The following is an 18,600-nucleotide window of genomic DNA, read 5'->3' as shown; positions in this document are numbered from 1 at the left end:
GAGGCGTGCTCAACGCGGAGCTGTACCCACCCGAGCGGCTCGTGGCCGCCCAGCGTGCGACCGCGGCCGTCGGCCTCGACGCGCTGCTCGTCACGCCCGGCTCCGACCTGCGCTACCTGACCGGCTACGACGCGCACGCCCAGGAGCGCCTGACCTGCCTGGTGCTGCCGGCCCGGGGCGAGCCGACCCTGGTGGTGCCGACGTTGGAGCGGCCCGCGGCCGAGGTGGCGACCCAACACCTCAAGATCGTCGACCACCAGGACGGCGACAGCCCGTACCCCCTCGTGGTCGAGGCCCTCGACGGGCCGCTGAGTGTCCTAGCACTCAGCGACCGCATGTGGGCCGCCCACGTCCTCGGCCTCCGCGCCGCCCTCCCGACCGCCGAGCAGCGCCTGGCCGGCGAGATCCTCGACGAGCTGCGGATGCGCAAGTCGCCCGCCGAGGTCGAGGCACTGCGCGCCGCCGGAGCGGCGATCGACACCGTGCACGCCCGGATGGCCGAGTGGCTGCTGCCGGGCCGCACCGAGCGCCAGGTCGGCGCCGACATCGCCGAGGCGATCATCGAGTCCGGGCACGCCACCGTCGACTTCGTGATCGTCGCGTCCGGGCCCAACGGCGCGAGCCCCCACCACGCCCTCTCCGACCGGGTGATCCGGGCCGGCGAGCCCGTGGTGGTCGACATCGGCGGCACGATGCCGTCCGGCTACTGCTCCGACTCGACCCGCACCTATGTGGTCGGTGCACCGCCGGCCGACGTGGCCGCCTGGTACGCGGTGCTGCACACCGCCCAGCGCGCGGCGGTCGCCGCCGTGCGTCCCGGTGTCACCTGTGCCCAGGTCGACGCGGCGGCCCGCGACGTGATCGCCGACGCCGGCTACGGGCCCGCGTTCCTGCACCGCACCGGGCACGGCATCGGCCTCGACGGGCACGAGGAGCCGTACATCGTGGCCGGCAACGACCGGCCCCTGGAGCCCGGCATGGCGTTCTCGATCGAGCCGGGCATCTACCTCGCGGGCCGGCACGGCGCCCGCATCGAAGACATCGTCGTCTGCACCGACGGGGGCGTAGACGTCCTTAACACCACACCCACGGAGTTGGCCGAACTATGACCATCGACCGCATCCTGCCCACCGAGGAAGCCGGAGATCTCCTGGACCTCGCCACCGAGCTGGCCGACCGCGAGCTCGCGCCCCGGGCGGCGGAATACGAGGCGCGCAAGGAGTTCCCGCGCGAGCTGGTCCGCACCCTGGGCCGCGCCGGGCTGCTCGGCCTGCCGTACCCCGAGGAGGTCGGTGGCGGCGGGCAGCCGTACGAGGTGTATCTCCAGGTCCTGGAGATCCTCGCGTCGCGCTGGCTGGTCGCCGCCGAGGCCGTCAGCGTGCACACCCTGGCCTGCTATCCGGTGGCCAGCTCCGGCAGCGAGCAGCAGCGCAAGCTGTTGCCCGACATGCTCGGCGGCGAGCTGCTGGGCGCCTACTGCCTCTCCGAGCCGCAGGGTGGCTCCGACGCGGCGTCGCTGAGCACGAAGGCGGTCCGCGACGGCGACGCGTACGTGGTCGACGGCACCAAGGCGTGGATCACCCACGCGCACGACGCCGACTTCTTCAACGTGTTCGCCCGCACGGGTGGCCCCGGCGCCGGCGGCATCTCCTGCCTGCTGGTCGACGCCAACACGCCGGGGATCGTGCCGCAGGCGCCGGAGCGCACGATGGGCCTGCACGCCTCGCCGATCTCACAGATCGCGTTCGACGGCGTCCGCGTGCCCGCCGACCGGCTCGTCGGCGACGAAGGCACCGGGTTCGGCATCGCGTTGCGGGCCCTCGACTCCGGCCGGCTCGGCATCGCCGCCTGCGCCGTCGGGCTGGCCCAGGCGGCTCTCGACTACGCGACGGAGTACGCCCGCGAGCGCGAGCAGTTCGGCTCGCCGATCATCGAGTTCCAGGGCCTCGGCTTCATGCTCGCCGACATGGCCACCCAGGTGTCCGCGGCCCGCGCGCTGACCCTGTCGGCGGCCCGGCTGCGCGACCACGGCCGGCCCTACTCCGTCGAGGCCGCCAAGGCCAAGCTGTTCGCCACCGACGTCGCGATGAAGGTGACCACCGACGCGGTCCAGGTCCTCGGCGGGTACGGCTACGTCGCGGACCACCCGGTCGAGCGCTACATGCGCGAGGCGAAGGTGCTCCAGATCGTCGAGGGTACGAACCAGATCCAGCGGATGGTCGTGGCCCGGTCACTCGCGAAAGGCTGAGAAGAACGCCCGGATGTCGGCCGCGTGTGCGCGCGGCTGCTCCATCGCCACGAAGTGGTTGCCCGGGTTCCCCTCCGGCCAGTGCACGATCGTGTTGTCCCGCTCGGCGAGGCGACGCATCAGCGGCGAGCCGCCGCCGTACACGCCGGAGGGGACCTTCTTCTGGCCCTTGGGCCAGGCGAAACCGCCGTCGGGGGCCAGCGTGACGCGCTCGTACATCGGCCACGACGACGACCCCGCCGTGCCGGTGAACCACCACAGGCTCGCGTTGGTCAGCATCAGATCCCGGTCGATGACCTGGTCGGGGGTCTCGGCCAGGAACGCGAACTCCTTGAACTTGTGGGTCAGCCAGGCCAGCAGGCCGACCGGGGAGTCGTTCCACGCGTACGCCATGGTCTGCGGGGCGGTGCGCAGCAGCGCGTGATGGTCGTTGCCGCCGCCCATCCACTGCTGCATCTGGTCCCACTCGGCCCGTTCGGCCTCGTCCATGCCCGGCACGTCGGCCGCCGTCGGGAAGCCGAAGCCGCCGTCGATGTGCACGCCGACCACGTGCTCGGGTGCGACCTTGGCGACCTCGGGCGCGACGTAGGCGCCGAGGTCGCCGCCCTGGGTGCCATAGCGGGTGTAGCCGAGCCGGTCCATCAGGGTCGCCCACATCCGGGCGACGCGCTCGACCGTCATCTCTGGCGCCGCCTCCGAGAACCCGAAGCCGGGCACCGACGGCACGACGACGTGGAAGGGCATGTCGGCGGCCGGGTCGGTCAGCAGCCCGATCAGGTCGGTGAACTCCACGAACGAGTTCGGCCAGCCGTGCGTAAGCAGCAGGGGCAGTTCGTCCTCTGCGCGGGAGCGCACGTGCAGGAAGTGCACCGCCAGCCCGTCGAGCTCCGTGACGAACTGCGGGAACTCGTTGAGGCGGGCCTCGTGCGCCCGCCAGTCGTACGTCGTGGCCCAGTGGCCGGCCAGGTCACGCAAATAGTCGACGGGGACGCCGCGGCTCCAGCCGTCACCCGGAAGCTGGCGGGGCCAGCGGGCGCGGACCAGGCGGTCGCGCAGGTCGTCGAGGTCGGCGTCGGGGATGTCGATCCGGAAAGGCGTCATGCGGACCACGCTAGAAGCCATGTAGGTCAGCTGATGTCACACATGGCTGGCATTCTGGGGGCCATGTCGAACACCCCCGCGCGGCTGCTGAGCCTGCTGTCGCTGCTGCAGACCCCGCGCGAGTGGCCGGGCAGCGAGCTCGCCGGCCGGCTCGGGGTCAGCCTGCGCACCATCCGCCGCGACGTCGACAAGCTCCGCGACCTGGGCTACCCGGTGCACGCGACGATGGGCGCGGTCGGCGGCTACCGGCTCGTGGCGGGCAAGGCCATGCCGCCGCTGCTGCTCGACGACGAGGAGGCGGTGGCGATCGCGGTCGGGCTGCGCGCGCACGCGGCCGCCGGCGTCGAGGAGGCCTCCGTGCGGGCCCTGGCCAAGCTCGAGCAGGTGCTGCCGGCCCGGCTGCGCCAGCGGGTCGGCGCCCTCGGCCGGGCCACGGAACCGCTGCTCACCTGGGGGCAGCCGGCGGCCGACCCGTCCGTGCTGGCGTCGCTGGCCACCGCGATCACCGGGCGGGAGCGGCTGCGGTTCGCGTACACCCGGCATGACGGCACCTCTCTTGAGCGGCACGCGGACCCGCACAAGCTCGTGTCGGCGGGCCGCCGCTGGTACCTGGTCGCCTACGACCTCGACCGCGCCGACTGGCGGGTCTTCCGGGTCGACCGGCTCGCGCCGCCGCAGCCGACCGGGGTGCGGTTCGCGCCGCGCGACCTCCCTTCCCGGGACGCCGCGGCCTTCGTGACCGCGTCCCTGACCGAGTTTGCCCCCGTGTACGAGGCGGTGGCGACCCTGCACGCGCCGGCGTCCCGGCTCGCGGGCCGCATCGGCGACCTGACCCCGCTCGGTCCGGACCGCTGCCTGCTGCGCGGGCACGCCGACACCCTGGAATACCTGGCGTGGCGGCTGCTCACCCTGGGCTGCGAGTTCGAGGTCCACGAGCCGCCTGAGCTGATCGCGCACCTGGCCGAGCTCGGCGGGCGGGCCTCCCGGGCGGCGGCGGCTCGTGGCTGACGCGGTCGCCGCTCTGGACGCGGTCTGGCGGACCGACGCTCCCGGCATGCGGGCCGTCCTCGCGCGGCGGCTCGGCGGCGACCTCGACCGGGCCGAGGAGGCCTTGCAGGACGCCGTCGGGGAGGCGTTGCGGCGCTGGCCGGTCGATGGTGTGCCGGACAACCTCGCCGGCTGGCTCGTCACCACCGCCTGGCGCAAGGCCCTCGACGTGCTGCGCCGCGAGGCCACCGGCCGAGCCAAGGCCCTGGACCTCGACCCGCCGGCCGCACCGACCGGCGACGACCGGCTCGCCATGATCTTCGCCTGCTGCCACCCGACCCTGAGCGAGCCGTCCCAGGTGGCGCTGACCTTGTCCGCGGTCAGCGGGCTGGCCACCGACGAGATCGCGGCCGCGTACCTCGTGCCGACCGCCACGATGGCCCAGCGGCTCGTGCGGGCCAAGCGGGCCCTGCGCGGCGCCTCCTTCACGGTGCCGGGGCCCGACGAGCGGCCTGACCGGTTGCCGGCCGTGCTGGCCACCGTGTACCTGGTGTTCAACCAGGGCTACGACGCCGTCCGGCGGGACCTGGCCCGCGAGGGCCTCGAGCTGGCCGGCCAGCTCGCCGACCTGATGCCCGGCGAGCCCGAGGCGGCCGGCCTCGCCGCCCTGCTCACCCTGCACGAGGCCCGGGCCGCGACCCGGGTCGACGCCGCCGGCCGCCTGGTGCTGCTCGCCGACCAGGACCGGTCGCGATGGGACCGGTCCATGATCCTCGCGGGGGTACGCCGGCTCGGGCAGGCGGTGGCCCTCGGCGCTCCCGGGCCGTACCAGCTCCAGGCGGCGATCGCGGTCCAGCACGCGCTGGCGCCGTCCTACGCGGACACCGACTGGGCGGCGGTGCGCGGCCACTACGACCGGCTGCTCGCGCTGCGTCCGTCGCCGGTCGCGGCGTTGGGCCGGGCGGTGGCGACCGGGTTCGTCGACGGGCCGTCCGTGGCCCTCGCCGAGGTCGACGCCCTCTCAGGACGCCTCTCCGGCTATCGGATGTGGCACGCGACCCGGGCCGACCTGCTGGTCAAGCTGGGCCGCACCGGCGAGGCGGCGGAGGCCAGCCGGCGCGCGCTGGCGTTGGCCACCAACGACGCCGAACGGGACCTGCTGCGCCGCCGCCTCGCCGCGCTGGAGGGCTAGCGGCCGGTGGTCGGGCGGACCTCGACCTGGTCGCCGACCGCCTCGATGCCGGGCCAGGTCGCGGCCACGGCGACCGCGTCCTCGATCGTGTCGGCCTCCAGCAGGACGAACCCGCCGACCACGTCCTTGAGCTCGATGTACGGGCCGTCGGTGACCACGGCCTTCCCGTCAGCGCCCCGCCGCACCGTCTTGGCGGTGCTGACCGGCTGGAGCTCGGCGCCGCCCTGCACGACCACGCCCTCGGCGTGCCACTTCTCCCACCAGCTCTCGACGGTCGCCATCAGCTCGTCGATCCCTGGCCCGGTCCAGTTGGACTCGGGTCCGCAAATCATCATCACGTAGCGCATCTGCTCGCCTTTCCGGCTTCGTACGGACTGTGTCGGAGGATGACGAACGGCACCATGGCGGGATCGACATCGCCGTCGCGCTCGCCGGCCGGTATTTTCTCTGCCGTGGAGGACATTGACCGCGCCATCGTCGCAGCCCTGACCGCCGACGGCCGGCTGTCCTACACCGACCTCGCGGAACGGGTGGGGCTGTCGGTGTCGGCGGTGCACCAGCGCGTCCGCCGGCTGGAGCAGCGCGGCGTGATCAAGGGCTACACCGCCAAGGTGGCGTACGACGCGATCGACCTGCCCCTGGCGGCGTTCGTGGCGATCCGGCCGTTCGACCCGTCGCAGCCCGACGACGCCCCGGAGCGGCTCGCGCACATCCCGGAGATCGAGTCGTGCTACTCGGTCGCCGGCGACGACTTCTACCTGCTGCTGGTGCGGGTGGCGGGCCCGGCCGACCTGGAGCGGGTGCTGCAGGAGATCCGGACGGCGGCCAACGTCACGCACCGCACGACCGTCGTGCTGTCGACGCCGTACGAGGGCCGGGTCCCGAAGGTGTCCCTCAGCGACCCGAGTTCCACTGCTGGATGACGCGCTGTCCGTGCTCGAACCCGAGCTCGGACAGGGTCGCGGTGTCCAGCTTGAGCAGGCCGCCGCCGTCGGGGCCGAGCCCGATCCACCGGGCGCCGACGACCCGCAGCAGGTGGCCGTGTGCGACCAGTGCCACGTCACCCTGGTCGAGCAGCTTGGCCGCCTTGGCGATCACCCGGTCGACCCGGGCGCCGACCTGCTCGGGTTGCTCACCGCCGGGTGCGCCGTCGGTCCACAGCGACCACTTCGGGTCGTGGTTCTCGTGGATCTCGGCCGAGGTGATCCCCTCGTACCGGCCGTAGTTCCACTCGGCCAGGTCGTCGTCGAGCTCGGTGACGTCGAGTCCGGCGAGCTCCGCGGTGCGTACCGCCCGCAGCCGCGGACTGCTGATCACCGCGGCGAAGGAGCGGCCGGCGAGTCGCTCGCCGATCTCGCGGGCCTGTCGCTCACCGTCGGGGGTCAGCTCGACGTCGGTGTACGAGGTGTGTTTCCCGGTCAGGCTCCACTCGGTCTGCCCGTGCCGGACCAGGACGATCTCCGCCATGCCGTCCATCCAACCGTTTCCCGGCTTGGCGCGGCGACCGAATCATCATCCTAGGATGCCTTAGAGGGTGTGCCCTGGTACAGAGATCAACCGGCGGCGGGGGAGGGGATAGGGTTCGGCGCATGACCATCCGGCCGATCCGGCTCATCGGGGACGCGGTGCTGCGCGCCGAGTGTGATCCGGTCCGTTCCTTCGACGCGGAGCTGCGTTCCCTGGTCACCGACCTGATGGACACGCTGCTGGGCGAGCCCGGCCGGGCCGGCGTCGCCGCCAACCAGATCGGCGTCAGCGCGCGCGTGTTCGTCTACGACGCCGACGGCCAGCGCGGGCATGTGGTCAATCCGACCCTCACGGTGTCGGAGGAGCTCCAGGACGGCGACGAGGGCTGCCTGTCCATTCCGGAGCTGTTCTTCCCGACCCCGCGGGCCCTGCACGCGACGGTGACGGGCTTCGACCAGCACGGCGAGCCGCTGACGGTGTCGGGCACGGGGTTCCTGGCCCGGGCGTTGCAGCACGAGACGGACCACCTCGACGGTCGCCTGTACGTGGACGGCCTCAAGGGTCAGACCCGCCGCGAGGCGCTTCGCGAGATCCGCGCGACCCCCTGGGCCCGCCGCATTACGTAAAGTCTGGTCCTGTGGACATCGACGAGCATCCGCTGGCGTTGGAAGCGCGGGCTCTCGTCGCCGAGGACGGGCTGGCGTTTCTCGTGAGTCGCGACGGTGACGCGCACCGCGTCGACTTTGTCGGGCCGGCCGGCGCTGTGGTGTGGCCGCGGTTCATGCACGGGCCGGATCCGCTGTTGGCCCTCCTCGGCGCCGAGCAGCGGTACCTCGCCGAGGAACGCGGCAGAGGAACAGTCCGCGGTCATGGCTACCTCGACAAGGCCCGCGAGCGCGTGCGCCGCTGGGAAGTGAGTCGTGGGTAGGCCGCACCGCGTGCCGACCCTCCACGTTCCCTTCCACCAGGACGAGCGGCTCGCCGACGGGCATCTCCCGGTCCCGGAGGGCGCGCAGACCCTTGAGCCGGTCCTGCCCGACGGCACCGTCTGGAACCGGCTCACCGCGTTGCACAGCGCCGTGGCGGACAGGGTGGCAGCCGAGGTCAGCGCGGGCGCGATCCCGACTGTGGTCTCCGGCGACTGCCTGGTCGCCCTCGGCACCGTCGCCGGCGTGCAGCGGGCCGGGATCGACGCCGGCGTCGTCTGGTTCGACGCCCACGGCGACGTGCACACTTTGGAGACCACGACCTCCGGCTACCTCGGCGGCCTGTCGCTGCGGCTGCTCCTGGGGGCGCACGCCGACCTGGTCGCCGTCCCGCTCGGCCTGCGGCCGCTCACAACGGACCAGGCGCTCCTCGTGGACGCCCGCGACCTCGACCCGGCCGAGGCCACCTACCTGGCCACCGACGGTCCCGCCCGGGTCGTCGTCGACGCCGTGGCTCGCCCGCGCATGCCGGACACAGCCTTGCCGCTGGCCGGTCCGCGGACGCTGGCGGCCGGAGCCGCCCCGGCCCGTCCGTGGAGGCCGGGTGCCGACGCGGCTGACCTGCCGGACGGGCCGTTGGTGTTGCACGTCGATGTGGACGTGATCGACGCCGCTGAGCTGCCCGGGCTGCTCTTCCCGGCGCCGCACGGCCCTTCTACGGAGGCCGTGCTCGCGGCCGTCCGGCGGGTCATGGCGACCGGTCGGGTCGTGGCGCTCGACGTGGCCTGCCCCTGGCATCCGGCGGCCTCCGACCAGGACGCCGCCATCCGGGCCGACCTGATCGCCAACCTCGCATCCTAGGACGCCTTACAGGGTGTGCGGCCAGTCGCGATGACAAGCCAGCGCCGATGGCGCTACGCACGGTCGCGGAAGTCCTAGGGATCCCTTAATTGTGTTATCCCGCCGTCGCCCCGGTCGTCTCCTGTGCGCCACGATGGGGCGGCTTCAAGGAGAGGTGCGATGCGCGAAGGGTACGAGCGGGCGTTGGTGCTCGCCGCTCAGGACGGTGATCCGCGGGCGGTCGAACGGCTCGTGGCGGAATACCTACCGCTGGTCTACAACGTCGTCGGACGCGCGCTCGACGGGCACGCCGACGTCGACGACGTGGTGCAGGAGACGATGCTGCGCTGTGTCACGGGGCTGCGGGGGCTGCGCGACCCGGCGAGCTTCCGCGCGTGGCTGGTCGCGATCGCGGTGCGGCAGGTGCGGGACCGGCAGGCGGACCCCTATCGCGCGCGGCAGGCCGGTCAGTTCGGCTACCCCGGCACCGACGACGTGACGGACCCGGCGGCGGACTTCGCGAACCTGACGATTCTTCGGCTGGAGCTGTCCGGTCAGCGGCGTGAGGTCGTCGAGGCGACCAGGTGGCTCGACCAGGACGACCAGGAGCTGCTGTCGCTGTGGTGGCTGGAGACCTCCGGCGAGCTGACCCGGGACGAGCTGGCGCAGTCGTTGGGGGTGACGAACCAGCACGCGGCGGTACGTGTCCAGCGGATGAAGGCGACCCTCGACACGGCCCGGACGGTGGTGCGGGCGTTGTCGAGTCGTCCGCGCTGCCCGGAGCTCGTCGGGGTTCTGGTGGGCTGGTCCGGGCATCCGGACGCGTTGTGGCGCAAGCGGCTGGCCCGGCACATCCGGGAGTGCGCGTACTGCGGGCCGGCGTCGGAGCAGCTTGTGGCGGCGGAGCGGTTGCTGGCGGGCATCGGCCTGGTCGCGCCGGCCGCGGGCCTGGTGGCGGCTTCGATCAGTGCCGCCGGTGGTGCGGTGGGCGGTGCGATCGGTGGCGCGGGCTGGACGGCCGCGACCGGCGGTGCGGCCGCCTGGACCGGTGCCGGGACAGCCGGAGCGGGAGGCACCGCCGCGGGCGCCGGGAGCACCGCCGCGGGTGCTTGGGGTGCCGAGGCGGCCGCGACGGCGGCGATGCCGGGCCTGGGCGGCGGCGCCGCCTCGACGGGTGTGGGGGCCGCTGCCACGGGGGCAGGCGGCTCCGGTGCCGTGGGGGCCGCGAGCACTGCCGCCAAGAGTGCGGGCTGGTTGGTGAAGGGGTTCCTGATCAGCAAGCCGGTGGCGGCCGCGGTCGCGACGGTCGCGGTGGCGACGGCGGCGGTGGTCACGTTCGGCGTGGTCCGGAACAACGGGGACGCGGTGCCCGCCGCGGCGGTGTTGCCTCCGGTGAGCGTCAGCGCGTCGCCGCTCGTATCCCCTGATGCGACGCCGAGTCCGACGGCCGTGCCGTCGGCGACGGTCTCGCCCACCGCGAAGCCGCCCGTGAAGAAGCCGGCGAAGGCGCCGTTGCCGCCGACCGGGACGACGAAGAAGAAGGGTGCGGCGGTCTGGGACTTCCCGAAGGTGAGCGCGGGCCTGAAAGCTGTCGGAGCCTCGTGGTACTACAACTGGGGCGCCAACAACGACCGGATGCCGGCGTCGGGTGTCGAGTTCGTGCCGATGATCTGGGGCACGGCGAACGCGACGGACTCGACTCTCGCGCAGGCGAAGCGGGAGGGTGACACGCTGCTGGGGTTCAACGAGCCGGATATGGCCGAGCAGGCCAACATGACGCCGGCGAAGGCGTTGGAGCTGTGGCCGAAGCTGCAGGCGACGGGGATGCGGTTGGGCAGCCCGTCGGTGGCGTTCGGCGCGGCTGACTCGGGCAAGTGGCTGGACACGTTCATGAAGGGGGCGAAGGACAAGGGCTACCGGGTCGACTTCATCACCCTGCACTGGTACGGGGGTGACTTCTCGTCGGCGGCCGTGGGGCAGCTGAAGGGCTACATCCAGCAGGTGCACGCGAAGTACGGGCTGCCGATCTGGTTGACGGAGTTCGCCCTGATCCGGTTCGACGGGTCGGGTGCGCACTATCCGACGGACGCGCAGCAGGTGGCGTTCATCAACGGTGCGACGGACATGCTCGAGGGCCTGTCGTACGTGGAGCGCTACTCGTGGTTCGGCCTGCCGTCGACGGGTGACAGCCACACGGGCCTCTACAAGGAGAGCGGCCAGTTGACACCGATGGGCACGGCCTATCGGGCGGCGGGCTGAGCCGACGGGCGCCGTTCTACCGGGCGGCGGGCTGGTCGGCGAGCAGGTGTTCGTAGGGGAAGCCGTCGACGAGGTCGTCGCGGCGTGCGGACAGCTCCCGGAGCCGGGCCTCGATGGTCGCGAGGTCGACGAGGTCCGGCTGGGCGCTGTGGCGCAGTTTGAGGCGTTGGCCGATGGCGGCGCCGGCGAGGTCTTCGGCGAGCCGGTCGGCGGGCACGCCGCAGGTGGTGCGGTGCTCTTCGAGCTGGACGCGTTCGAAGACGTAGCCGCCTTCGTGGAGTTGGAGCCAGGCCCAGCCTTCGGCGGGTCCGCCGGTCCAGTGGACGCGGATGCCGCGGATGATGGGGTCGAAGAGCTGGCGGGCGGCGTACGCGTCGACGGCGGTGGCGCGGGCGACGGACGAGAGGTCGTTGACGTAGCCGGTGCGGCCGTCGGGGAGGCGGCCGACGATGTCGCGGTAGCCGCCGAAGTCGGCGTCGGCGCCGTAGGCCCGGGCGTCGAGGATGTAGCCGATGATCTGGGTGCCGTTCTCGGCGGCGCTGAGGGTCGGTGAGGTGATCCGCAGCAGGGGCAGGCCGACGGCGTCGCAGACGGCGGTGGTCATGCGGGCGACCTTGGTGTCCGCGGCGGGGGTGAAGAGCAGGGCGAACTCGGGCCGGTCGGTGTCGGGGTCGGTGACGAGGTAGTGGACGACGACGTTGGCGGCGGTGTTCCACTGGCCGGCGGTGACGCCGGTGGGTTTGCGGCCGATCACCTGGCCGAGGCGGCGTCCGGTGTGGACGTGGCGGCCGGAGCGCAGGATGGTTGGCGTCACGGGGCGACGCTAACCCACGGGGCTCAGGACCGTCACCTCCGGGTACGGGTGGGTGAGGAAGTCGTGGTGGGAGATGTCCCACCCGTAGGCGCCGGTGCGGGCGAAGACGAGCACGTCGCCGACGCGCAGGTGGTCGACGTGTTGGCCGCGGGTGAGGACGTCGCGGGGGGTGCAGAGCTCTCCGGTGGCGTCGATGTCCACGTTCGATACCTCCGGGCGGGGGTACGGGTGGGGCCAGTCGTCGACGGGCAGCACGGTGAAGGGGTGGCTGTAGCCCCAGGCGGCGGGTAGCCGGAAGTGGTGGGTGCCGCCGCGGAGGACGGCGAACCAGCGGCCGTGGTTGCGTTTGAGGTCGATGACTTCGGCGGCGTACCAGCCGGTGTCGGCGGCGATCCAGCGGCCCGGCTCCACCGCGAGGGTGACCCCTTCCGGTGGGTTTCTGACGCGGAGGCGGCTCAGGTCGAAGGTGGTGTCGCCGGTGTAGTCGATGCCGAAGCCGCCGCCGGCGTTGACGTAGGTCAGGTCGATGCCGAGGCGGCGCGCGGTCGCGACGGACCAGGTGACGGCGTCGTCGATGAACGCGGCGTGGGCGGCGGCGTCGAGGTTGTTGGAGACGGCGTGGAGGTGGAAGCCGCTGATCGGCAGGTCGCGGGGCAGTGTGTCGAGGTCTTCTTCGGCGATCCCGAACGGGGTGGGTGTGCCGGTCATGCGGTGGGTGCCGCTGGGGGTGTCGGCGGCCCGGTTGACCCGCAGGGCGACCCGGGTGGGTCGTCCGCCCGCGATGTGGGCGAGGCGGCGCAGCTCGTGGGCGCTCTCGACGTGGATCATCGCGTGGGCGTCGACGGCGGCGGCGAGCTCGGCGTCGGTCTTGGCGGGTCCGGCGAACGCGATCTCCTTGGCGTGGGTGTCGCGGGCCAGGGCCAGCTCTCCGCCGGAGGCGACGTCGAGGCCGTCGGCGTGTCGGGCGATCTCGCGTACGAGGTCGGGGTTGCTGTTGGCTTTGACGGCGTAGAGGACGCGGGTGCCTGCCGGGAGGGCTTCGCGCAGGGCGGTGATCCGGTCGGTGGCGACGGCCGGGTCGTAGACGTAGGCGCAGACGGGCCGCTGGGCTTCGCGCAGGGCCGCCGCGACCCGGTCAGGGATCATGTAGCGGATTGTGCACCGGGACGTAGCGGTCGCCGTGGCCGGCGAGCCGCATCCGGACGAGTGCTTTGTGCGCGGCGGTGGGTGCGGTCAGGGCGGCGTGGTCGGCGCGGGCCGCGGCGGCGCTGGCCGGGTCGGACAGCAGCGGCTCGTACGCCTCGTCGAGGGCGTCGCGGATGGCCCGCCAGGCGCGGTCCTCGTCGAGGTCGTGGGATTCGGTGAGGCGCACGACGAGCTCGCCGAGGTGGGCTTGCAGGGCGGTGTAGCCGAGCTTGGCGCGCATGACGTCGACGTCGTCGGTGGCGATGACGGAGCCGGGCCACAGGGGTGGCGGGTCGGCGAGGCGCGGCAGGTACATGCGCAGGCCGGCGAAGTCGCGGAAGACGATCCGGTGCGGGCGGCCGTCGACGAAGGTCGGCAGGCAGTTCTGGAGGTGGGCTTCGAGGGCGATGCCGTGGCGGGCGGCGAGGGTGACCACGGGTGGCAGGAGCAGGCGGGCGTAGTCGCCGACGAAGCGGAGGGCGTTGCCCGCTCCGGGTTCGACGAGCCTTTCGAGGGTGTCCCCGGCGGTGAGGCCGCCTCCCGGGATGGCGGTCTCGTTGTCCGCCAGGTGGCCGTCGAGGCCGTCACGGAGGATGGCCGAGCCGTCCCGTCCGGTGCCGGGGCTGATCGCGGTGCCGGCGGTCTCGGCGAGCAGCAGGACGGTCGGGTCCTCTGCCAGCAGCTTGTGCAGGAGCGCGGAGATCGCCGGGCCGTTGCGGGTGCTGGCGGTGGAGATGCTGCGGCGGGTCGAGGTGACCTGGATGTCGAGGGACAGCTTCAGGTAGCGGCGGTGCCCGTCGCGGGCCGGTGGGAGCAGCAGGGTGCGGACGGCGGCGGTGGGCGCGGCGGCCAGAGTGCCGTCGACGTCGCGGAGCAGGCCCTCTTCGTAGAGCTCCCGGTAGCGGTGGCGCAGGACGGTGTCGCGCTGCCACTGGTGCACGGGTATGACGTGGTGGCCGCGCGGTGCGTCGTCGTACAGGTCGGCGAGGGTGGCGCCGAGGTCGTCTCCGACGTGCAGGTCCGGGTGTACGGCGACGAACGCGACCGTGGTCGTGCCGGCTTCGACGTCGTGGCGGAGGGTGTCGGCGGTGTCCCAGCCCAGGCGGGTGCGGCCGCACGGGTGCAGGTTGTGTCCGTCGATCGCGAGGCGCTCGTAGGCCAGGGCGCGGGCGTCGGGGTCGGCGCCGGGGTCGGGCGGCCGCACCCGGGCGTACGCGAGGGCGAGGTTGACGGTGGCGTCGGTGAGCTCCTCGGCGAGGTTCCCGGCGCCGGGCAGGCCCGGTGGGAGCAGGGCGGCGGGCCCGGCGGGCAGGTCGTCGAGCTTGTCGACCTCGAGGCGGTCGAAGCCGTGGCGGCGGCCGAGGCCGGCGAACCGGTCGCGGGCGTCGCCGATGTCCTCCCGGTAGAGGGCGCCCGCGAGGCGCCGGCCGACAACGGCGGCGGCGTGCGGGAGGGCGTCGCGGAACGGCCCGACGAGCGCGGGCGCGACCCGGTTCAGGCGTTGCGCGGTGTGCCTGGCGGCGTGGTCGAGATCGCTGTTCACCGGTGCTCCAGGAGCGGGTTCGGCACGTACGCCCAGCGGGGCTCCAGGGGGTCCGCGGCCAGGCGCATGGTGGTGGTGGCTTTGATCGGCAGGGTGTCGCGGTGGGTGAGCAGGTCGCCGGCCGTGCGGGCGACGGCGGCCCACAGGTGGGCGGGGTCGGTGTCGGTGGCGCCGGCGAGGGTGCCGACGAGCTGTCCGAAGACGACGGTGAGGGCGGCCAGGACGGTCGTCTCGGGCTCGTCGGGGTCGGTGGCGGTCAGGTCGCCGTGCAGGGGCGGCGGGGTGACGCCGGTGTGCTCGAGGCGTTTCGGGTCGACGCGGATGCCGCCGACGTCGCGGTAGTAGAGGGTGGCCGGGCGTCCGTGGTGGAGGGTGACGAGGGTGTTCTGGCCGTGCGCTTCGAGGCCGATACCGCGGTCGAGGAGCTCCAGGGGGCCTCGTACGAGCAGGCGGGTCAGGTCGGCCAGGAACGTTCTTGGGTCGCCGTTGTAGGCGAGGCGGACGGCTTCGCGGGCGAGGGGCGCACCGTCGGCCGGTGACGGCGCGGACAGGGCTCCGACGGGGATGGCCTCCGGTGGTGGTGCCTGGCGGTGGAGGACGGAGAGGCGGCGGTCGGGGCGGCCGTCGGTGAGGACGGCGCCGGCGGCGTACTCGCGCAGGATCGTGAGGTTTTGGGTCAGGTCCTGCAGTAATGCGGTCAGGTTCGGTCCGTTTTCGACGGCGGCCGGGGAGACGGTGCGCACGGCGCTGGTGAGCTGGGCGTCGATCGCGGTCTTGAGGTGCACGGTCGGGTCGTCGAGCGGGGCCAGGGTGCGCAGCGACATCAGCGGCCGTGCTCGGCGGGTGCCGACGCGGCGCAGGTCCGCGTCGTCGATCCGGGCGGCCTGCCAGGGGTGCAGGTGCAGCAGCGGCGGCAGGCCCGCGCCGGTGGTGTGCCAGCGGTGCTCGGGCACGGCGACCTGGACGAGGTCGACGACGGTGCGGTGCTCGGGCGCGTACGCGAGGACGTCCGCGGTGGTCATGCCGGTGCGGGTGCGGCAGCCGGGGTGCAGCGGGTGGCCGTCGACGACGAGCTGCTCCCAGTGCGGTGGGGTCGGCCTCGTGAGGGCCGGGGGGCCGCCGTCGGGGCGCGGCTGGGTGGCCTGGGCTAGGGCGAGGTTGGCGACGCTGTTGTCGACCTCGGCGGCGAAGCTTTCGTGGCCTGCCGCGCGCAGGATCTCGGCTGGATCTTGACTGGTTTGGGACGGCGTCCGCAGGTGCTCGCGGGCGATCGCGGTGACCAGGCGGTGCCGGATCGCGGCACGGGCCGCGGGCAGCTCGCGCAGGTAGGCGGGGTGCAGGTCGGGGCGGTGGCTTTCCAGCCATCGCGCGGTGGTCGACGGGTCGGGCCCGCCGAGGGGCTCCGCCGTCGTGCCACTCACCCCCACAGCCTACTAAGGGCAGCCTTACCTTTTATCCCAGGGCGCACGCGTGTCGCAGGTGTCGCACGTGTCAGCGGTCACGGGAACGACGCAGGTAGATGCCCGCCATGCCGATCAGGATGAACACGAGCGCGGCGCAGACCAGGAGCTTGAAGATCACGCGGCAACCCTGTCACACGACCCCGTAGGGTGCATAGGTGCGCCTGGCGACCTTCAACGTGCTCCATGGCAGGTCCATCGACGACGGAATCGTCGACCGGACCCGGTTCGCGGAAGCGGTGGCGACGATCGACGCCGACGTGCTCGCCCTGCAGGAGGTCGACCGCCTCCAGCCACGCTCGGGCTCGCTCGACCTGACGGCGGTCGCGGCCGAGGCGTCCGGGGCGGTCGCCCACCGGTTCGTGGCGGCGGTGGTGGGGACGCCGGGGGAGACGTACCGTCCACTGTCCTTCGACGACGACGGGGCCGACGAGCCCAACTACGGCATCGGCCTGGTGAGCCGGTATCCGGTGCGGTCGTGGCGGACGCTGCGGCTCTCGCCGTCGCCGGTGCCGGGGCCGATCTACGCACTGGGGCCGGGCGGCCGGGGCCGGCCGATGCTGCTGCGCGACGAGCCGCGCGCGCTGGTGGTCGCGGTCCTGGACACACCGTGGGGTGACGTGACGGTGGGTGCGACGCACCTGTCGTTCGTACCCGGCTGGAACCTGTGGCAGCTTCGCCAGGTGGTCCGGCTGCTCCGCACGTACCCGGCGCCGCGGGTTCTGCTCGGTGACCTGAACCTGCCGGCGGGGCCGGCTTCGGTCGCGTCGGGGTGGCGTCCGCTGGGCCGGCTGCCGACGTTCCCGTCGTCGGGCCCGCGGGTCCAGCTCGATCACGTGCTCGCGGACCCACGCGGGTGGGGCAGATGGCCGCACACGGTGTCAGCGGCGACTCCGCAGGTCGCTGTCTCGGACCACCGGCCCCTGGTCGTGGACCTGTCCCTTAATGGATCATGAGTGGGGCAGGGGACCGCACAACGCCGTCATGCGCGGGTAGGCGCGCGCCATGTCCGGTTGGCGCCACTCGACGTCGACGGGGTGCGGGTCGAACCGCAGGTGGATACCGCGTTCCTCGGTGAGCACATCACGAACGTCGCCGTCGACGTCAGGCCGTTCGTTGCCGACATTGACCGCGACGTACTCCAGCGTTTCCCACTCCGGGTAGTCGTCGTCGGCCCAGGGCTGCGGCAGGGCGGCGAGTCGTTGCACCGCGGGGTGCGCGGCGAGGCTGTCGGGGTCGGCGACCGCGGCGTCGTAGGCGTCGCGGCCGAGACCGACGAGCCACATCTGGAAGTAGTGGAAGCTGTCACCGCTGCAGTAGCCCTCGTAGAAGAAGTCGGCGGCGTGCCACAGGCGGTAGGTGTTGGCCGGCTCGCGGGTCGCGGAGAGGTGCGCGACGAAGTCGAGGAGGTCGGCGCGGTCAGCCCGGAGCAGGTGCTCGCGCAAGAAGGCCTCTCGCGCGTCGCGGCCGCGCGCGCCGGTGGCGGACTCGGCGAGCAGTGCCCAGAAGCGGTCGACGTCCATGGGTGAGGATCCTAGATCGAGAGGACACCTCGCGTTTCCGGTGCAGGTTTACATAATGTGCATTATCGAACAACTCATAATTGGTGGGGTGTCCTGGCATGTTCCGTGTGGCACGGGAGGGCGACCTCCCGGCGATCCTGGGTCTCTATCAGCAGCTGCACCCCGCGGACCCGCCGCCGGTTGACGCCGCGGAGACGTTCCGGCGGATCCTGGCGACGCCCGGGCTCGACCTGTTCGTGCTCGAAGTCTCCGGCGTCGTCGTCGCGACGACCTACCTGAACGTGATCCCGAACCTGACCCGCGGCGGCGCCCCGTACGCGGTCGTCGAGAACGTCGTCGTCGACGCCTCCCTGCGCGGCACCGGGCTCGGCCGCCAGATCATGGCCGGGACCCTCCAGGCGGCGTGGGACGCCGGCTGCTACAAGGCGATGCTGATGACCGGATCCCGCACCCCCGCCACACACGCCTTCTACCGAGCGTGCGGCTTCGACCCGGACGCGAAGACGGCATACCTGGCCCGACCTAGCGGCGATATCCGATGATTTCGGACACAGTGGACTTGATGGTGGCGACCGTGTCCGGCCGGTCGGCGGGATGGTCCTCCCAGATCACGGACAGGACGTGCAGGTGCCACGCGAAGTCCTCGGTCCGCCCGTCGGGATCATCGAGGGTACGCAGCAGCTCGGCGATCTCCCCGGCCGCGTTGGGTGGGGCGGTGCGTTTCTCCAGCAGGCTCGTGGCCGCCTCCCGGATCCGCGCCCACCGGATCGCGTCCCCCTCCCGCAGCGGGTGACCGAGCTCCGTCATCGCCCGCTCGAACAGGTCCGCGGCGTCCCGCACGTCATCGCGCCCGAGTCCGGCCAGCTCCCGCAACGCCGGTAAGTCGACACCGCGTGCCAGAGCCTGCGCGGCCACCATCGGAAAGTCCTCGGTGCGCCCCCGCCCGAGGACCCCGTCGTCGGCCACCCGAATCAACGCGTCCATCTCCTCCGGCCCCCTCCTCATGCGGGGAAACCATAGCCCTCTCCCCTGCCCTAGCCATGATCAATTAACCT

Annotated in this window: 20 protein-coding genes; 11 read left to right on the top strand and 9 right to left on the bottom strand. The window is 72.8% G+C overall.

The window, feature by feature from the left end; genetic code table 11:
* Window positions 1–5 precede the first annotated feature (5 nt).
* Entirely contained in the window at window positions 6–1,109 is a 1,104-nt protein-coding gene (locus CHC05_RS01230) for a M24 family metallopeptidase (protein WP_089243721.1), read from the top strand.
* Window positions 1,106–2,248, top strand: coding sequence for an acyl-CoA dehydrogenase family protein (locus CHC05_RS01225; RefSeq protein ID WP_089243719.1), 1,143 nt, complete (start codon window positions 1,106–1,108; stop codon window positions 2,246–2,248). Before CHC05_RS01230 ends, CHC05_RS01225 begins: the two co-directional genes overlap by 4 nt.
* Here CHC05_RS01225 and CHC05_RS01220 read toward each other — a convergent pair.
* The gene (locus CHC05_RS01220) at window positions 2,231–3,349 is read right to left on the bottom strand and encodes an epoxide hydrolase family protein (RefSeq protein ID WP_089243717.1); all 1,119 of its coding nucleotides are present in this window, start codon (window positions 3,347–3,349) and stop codon (window positions 2,231–2,233) included. The two genes, CHC05_RS01225 and CHC05_RS01220, sit on opposite strands and share 18 nt — an antisense overlap.
* 63 nt (window positions 3,350–3,412) lie before the next feature.
* On the opposite strand from CHC05_RS01220, the gene CHC05_RS01215 reads away from it, so the two are divergent.
* The gene (locus CHC05_RS01215) at window positions 3,413–4,357 is read left to right on the top strand and encodes a helix-turn-helix transcriptional regulator (RefSeq protein ID WP_179266003.1); all 945 of its coding nucleotides are present in this window, start codon (window positions 3,413–3,415) and stop codon (window positions 4,355–4,357) included.
* Window positions 4,350–5,528 (top strand): RNA polymerase sigma factor, encoded by a 1,179-nt coding sequence (locus tag CHC05_RS01210; protein WP_425426694.1) that lies wholly within the window; start codon window positions 4,350–4,352, stop codon window positions 5,526–5,528. The genes CHC05_RS01215 and CHC05_RS01210 overlap by 8 nt, the downstream gene beginning before the upstream one ends.
* Here the strand turns inward: CHC05_RS01210 and CHC05_RS01205 are convergent.
* On the bottom strand, window positions 5,525–5,875 hold the full coding sequence (locus tag CHC05_RS01205; protein WP_089243715.1) for a YciI family protein: 351 nt from the start codon (window positions 5,873–5,875) through the stop codon (window positions 5,525–5,527). The two genes, CHC05_RS01210 and CHC05_RS01205, sit on opposite strands and share 4 nt — an antisense overlap.
* Window positions 5,876–5,980: 105 nt before the next feature.
* Here CHC05_RS01205 and CHC05_RS01200 point away from each other — a divergent pair, with 105 nt between their 5' ends.
* Window positions 5,981–6,451: an Lrp/AsnC family transcriptional regulator gene (locus CHC05_RS01200; protein ID WP_089243713.1), complete on the top strand. Its 471-nt coding sequence runs from the start codon at window positions 5,981–5,983 to the stop codon at window positions 6,449–6,451.
* Here the strand turns inward: CHC05_RS01200 and CHC05_RS01195 are convergent.
* Window positions 6,423–6,995 (bottom strand): histidine phosphatase family protein, encoded by a 573-nt coding sequence (locus CHC05_RS01195; RefSeq protein ID WP_089244646.1) that lies wholly within the window; start codon window positions 6,993–6,995, stop codon window positions 6,423–6,425. The two genes, CHC05_RS01200 and CHC05_RS01195, sit on opposite strands and share 29 nt — an antisense overlap.
* Before the next feature lie 122 nt (window positions 6,996–7,117).
* Between CHC05_RS01195 and def the strand changes: the two genes are divergently transcribed.
* The 4 genes from def (at window position 7,118) to CHC05_RS01175 (ending at window position 11,020) form a co-directional block, all read left to right on the top strand.
* A complete protein-coding gene (def, locus tag CHC05_RS01190; protein ID WP_089243711.1) occupies window positions 7,118–7,621 on the top strand; it encodes a peptide deformylase in 504 nt (167 codons plus the stop codon).
* An 11-nt stretch (window positions 7,622–7,632) separates the two neighbouring features.
* On the top strand, window positions 7,633–7,923 hold the full coding sequence (locus CHC05_RS01185; RefSeq protein WP_089243709.1) for a hypothetical protein: 291 nt from the start codon (window positions 7,633–7,635) through the stop codon (window positions 7,921–7,923).
* A gap of 10 nt (window positions 7,924–7,933) precedes the next feature.
* A complete protein-coding gene (locus CHC05_RS01180) occupies window positions 7,934–8,782 on the top strand; it encodes an arginase family protein (protein WP_089243707.1) in 849 nt (282 codons plus the stop codon).
* 159 nt (window positions 8,783–8,941) lie between these two features.
* A complete protein-coding gene (locus CHC05_RS01175) occupies window positions 8,942–11,020 on the top strand; it encodes a sigma-70 family RNA polymerase sigma factor (protein WP_089243705.1) in 2,079 nt (692 codons plus the stop codon).
* Window positions 11,021–11,036: 16 nt separating this feature from the next.
* Here CHC05_RS01175 and CHC05_RS01170 read toward each other — a convergent pair whose 3' ends face one another.
* From CHC05_RS01170 to CHC05_RS01155, 4 genes are read right to left on the bottom strand one after another with little or no spacing between them, the layout of a single operon-like run.
* Window positions 11,037–11,834 (bottom strand): hypothetical protein, encoded by a 798-nt coding sequence (locus tag CHC05_RS01170; protein ID WP_089243703.1) that lies wholly within the window; start codon window positions 11,832–11,834, stop codon window positions 11,037–11,039.
* 9 nt (window positions 11,835–11,843) lie between these two features.
* Entirely contained in the window at window positions 11,844–12,980 is a 1,137-nt protein-coding gene (locus CHC05_RS01165) for an alanine racemase (RefSeq protein WP_089243701.1), read from the bottom strand.
* Window positions 12,970–14,562: an IucA/IucC family protein gene (locus CHC05_RS01160; protein ID WP_089243699.1), complete on the bottom strand. Its 1,593-nt coding sequence runs from the start codon at window positions 14,560–14,562 to the stop codon at window positions 12,970–12,972. Before CHC05_RS01160 ends, CHC05_RS01165 begins: the two co-directional genes overlap by 11 nt.
* Window positions 14,559–15,983 (bottom strand): IucA/IucC family protein, encoded by a 1,425-nt coding sequence (locus CHC05_RS01155; RefSeq protein ID WP_245870602.1) that lies wholly within the window; start codon window positions 15,981–15,983, stop codon window positions 14,559–14,561. The genes CHC05_RS01160 and CHC05_RS01155 overlap by 4 nt, the downstream gene beginning before the upstream one ends.
* Before the next feature lie 197 nt (window positions 15,984–16,180).
* Between CHC05_RS01155 and CHC05_RS01150 the strand changes: the two genes are divergently transcribed.
* Window positions 16,181–16,978, top strand: a complete 798-nt coding sequence (locus tag CHC05_RS01150; RefSeq protein WP_089243697.1) for an endonuclease/exonuclease/phosphatase family protein — start codon at window positions 16,181–16,183, stop codon at window positions 16,976–16,978.
* On the opposite strand, the gene CHC05_RS01145 is transcribed toward CHC05_RS01150, so the two are convergent.
* On the bottom strand, window positions 16,973–17,545 hold the full coding sequence (locus CHC05_RS01145) for a DUF4240 domain-containing protein (RefSeq protein ID WP_089243695.1): 573 nt from the start codon (window positions 17,543–17,545) through the stop codon (window positions 16,973–16,975). The two genes, CHC05_RS01150 and CHC05_RS01145, sit on opposite strands and share 6 nt — an antisense overlap.
* Window positions 17,546–17,643: 98 nt before the next feature.
* On the opposite strand from CHC05_RS01145, the gene CHC05_RS01140 reads away from it, so the two are divergent.
* Window positions 17,644–18,087, top strand: a complete 444-nt coding sequence (locus CHC05_RS01140; RefSeq protein ID WP_089243693.1) for a GNAT family N-acetyltransferase — start codon at window positions 17,644–17,646, stop codon at window positions 18,085–18,087.
* On the opposite strand, the gene CHC05_RS01135 is transcribed toward CHC05_RS01140, so the two are convergent.
* Complete coding sequence (locus tag CHC05_RS01135; RefSeq protein ID WP_089243691.1) at window positions 18,068–18,550, bottom strand: glycosyltransferase family protein; 483 nt, start codon at window positions 18,548–18,550, stop codon at window positions 18,068–18,070. The two genes, CHC05_RS01140 and CHC05_RS01135, sit on opposite strands and share 20 nt — an antisense overlap.
* Window positions 18,551–18,600 lie beyond the last annotated feature (50 nt).

The sequence above is a fragment of the Asanoa hainanensis genome, from assembly GCF_900188485.1.
Classification (GTDB): Bacteria; Actinomycetota; Actinomycetes; order Mycobacteriales; family Micromonosporaceae; genus Asanoa; species Asanoa hainanensis.
This window is presented reverse-complemented; position numbering and strand designations above follow the sequence as displayed.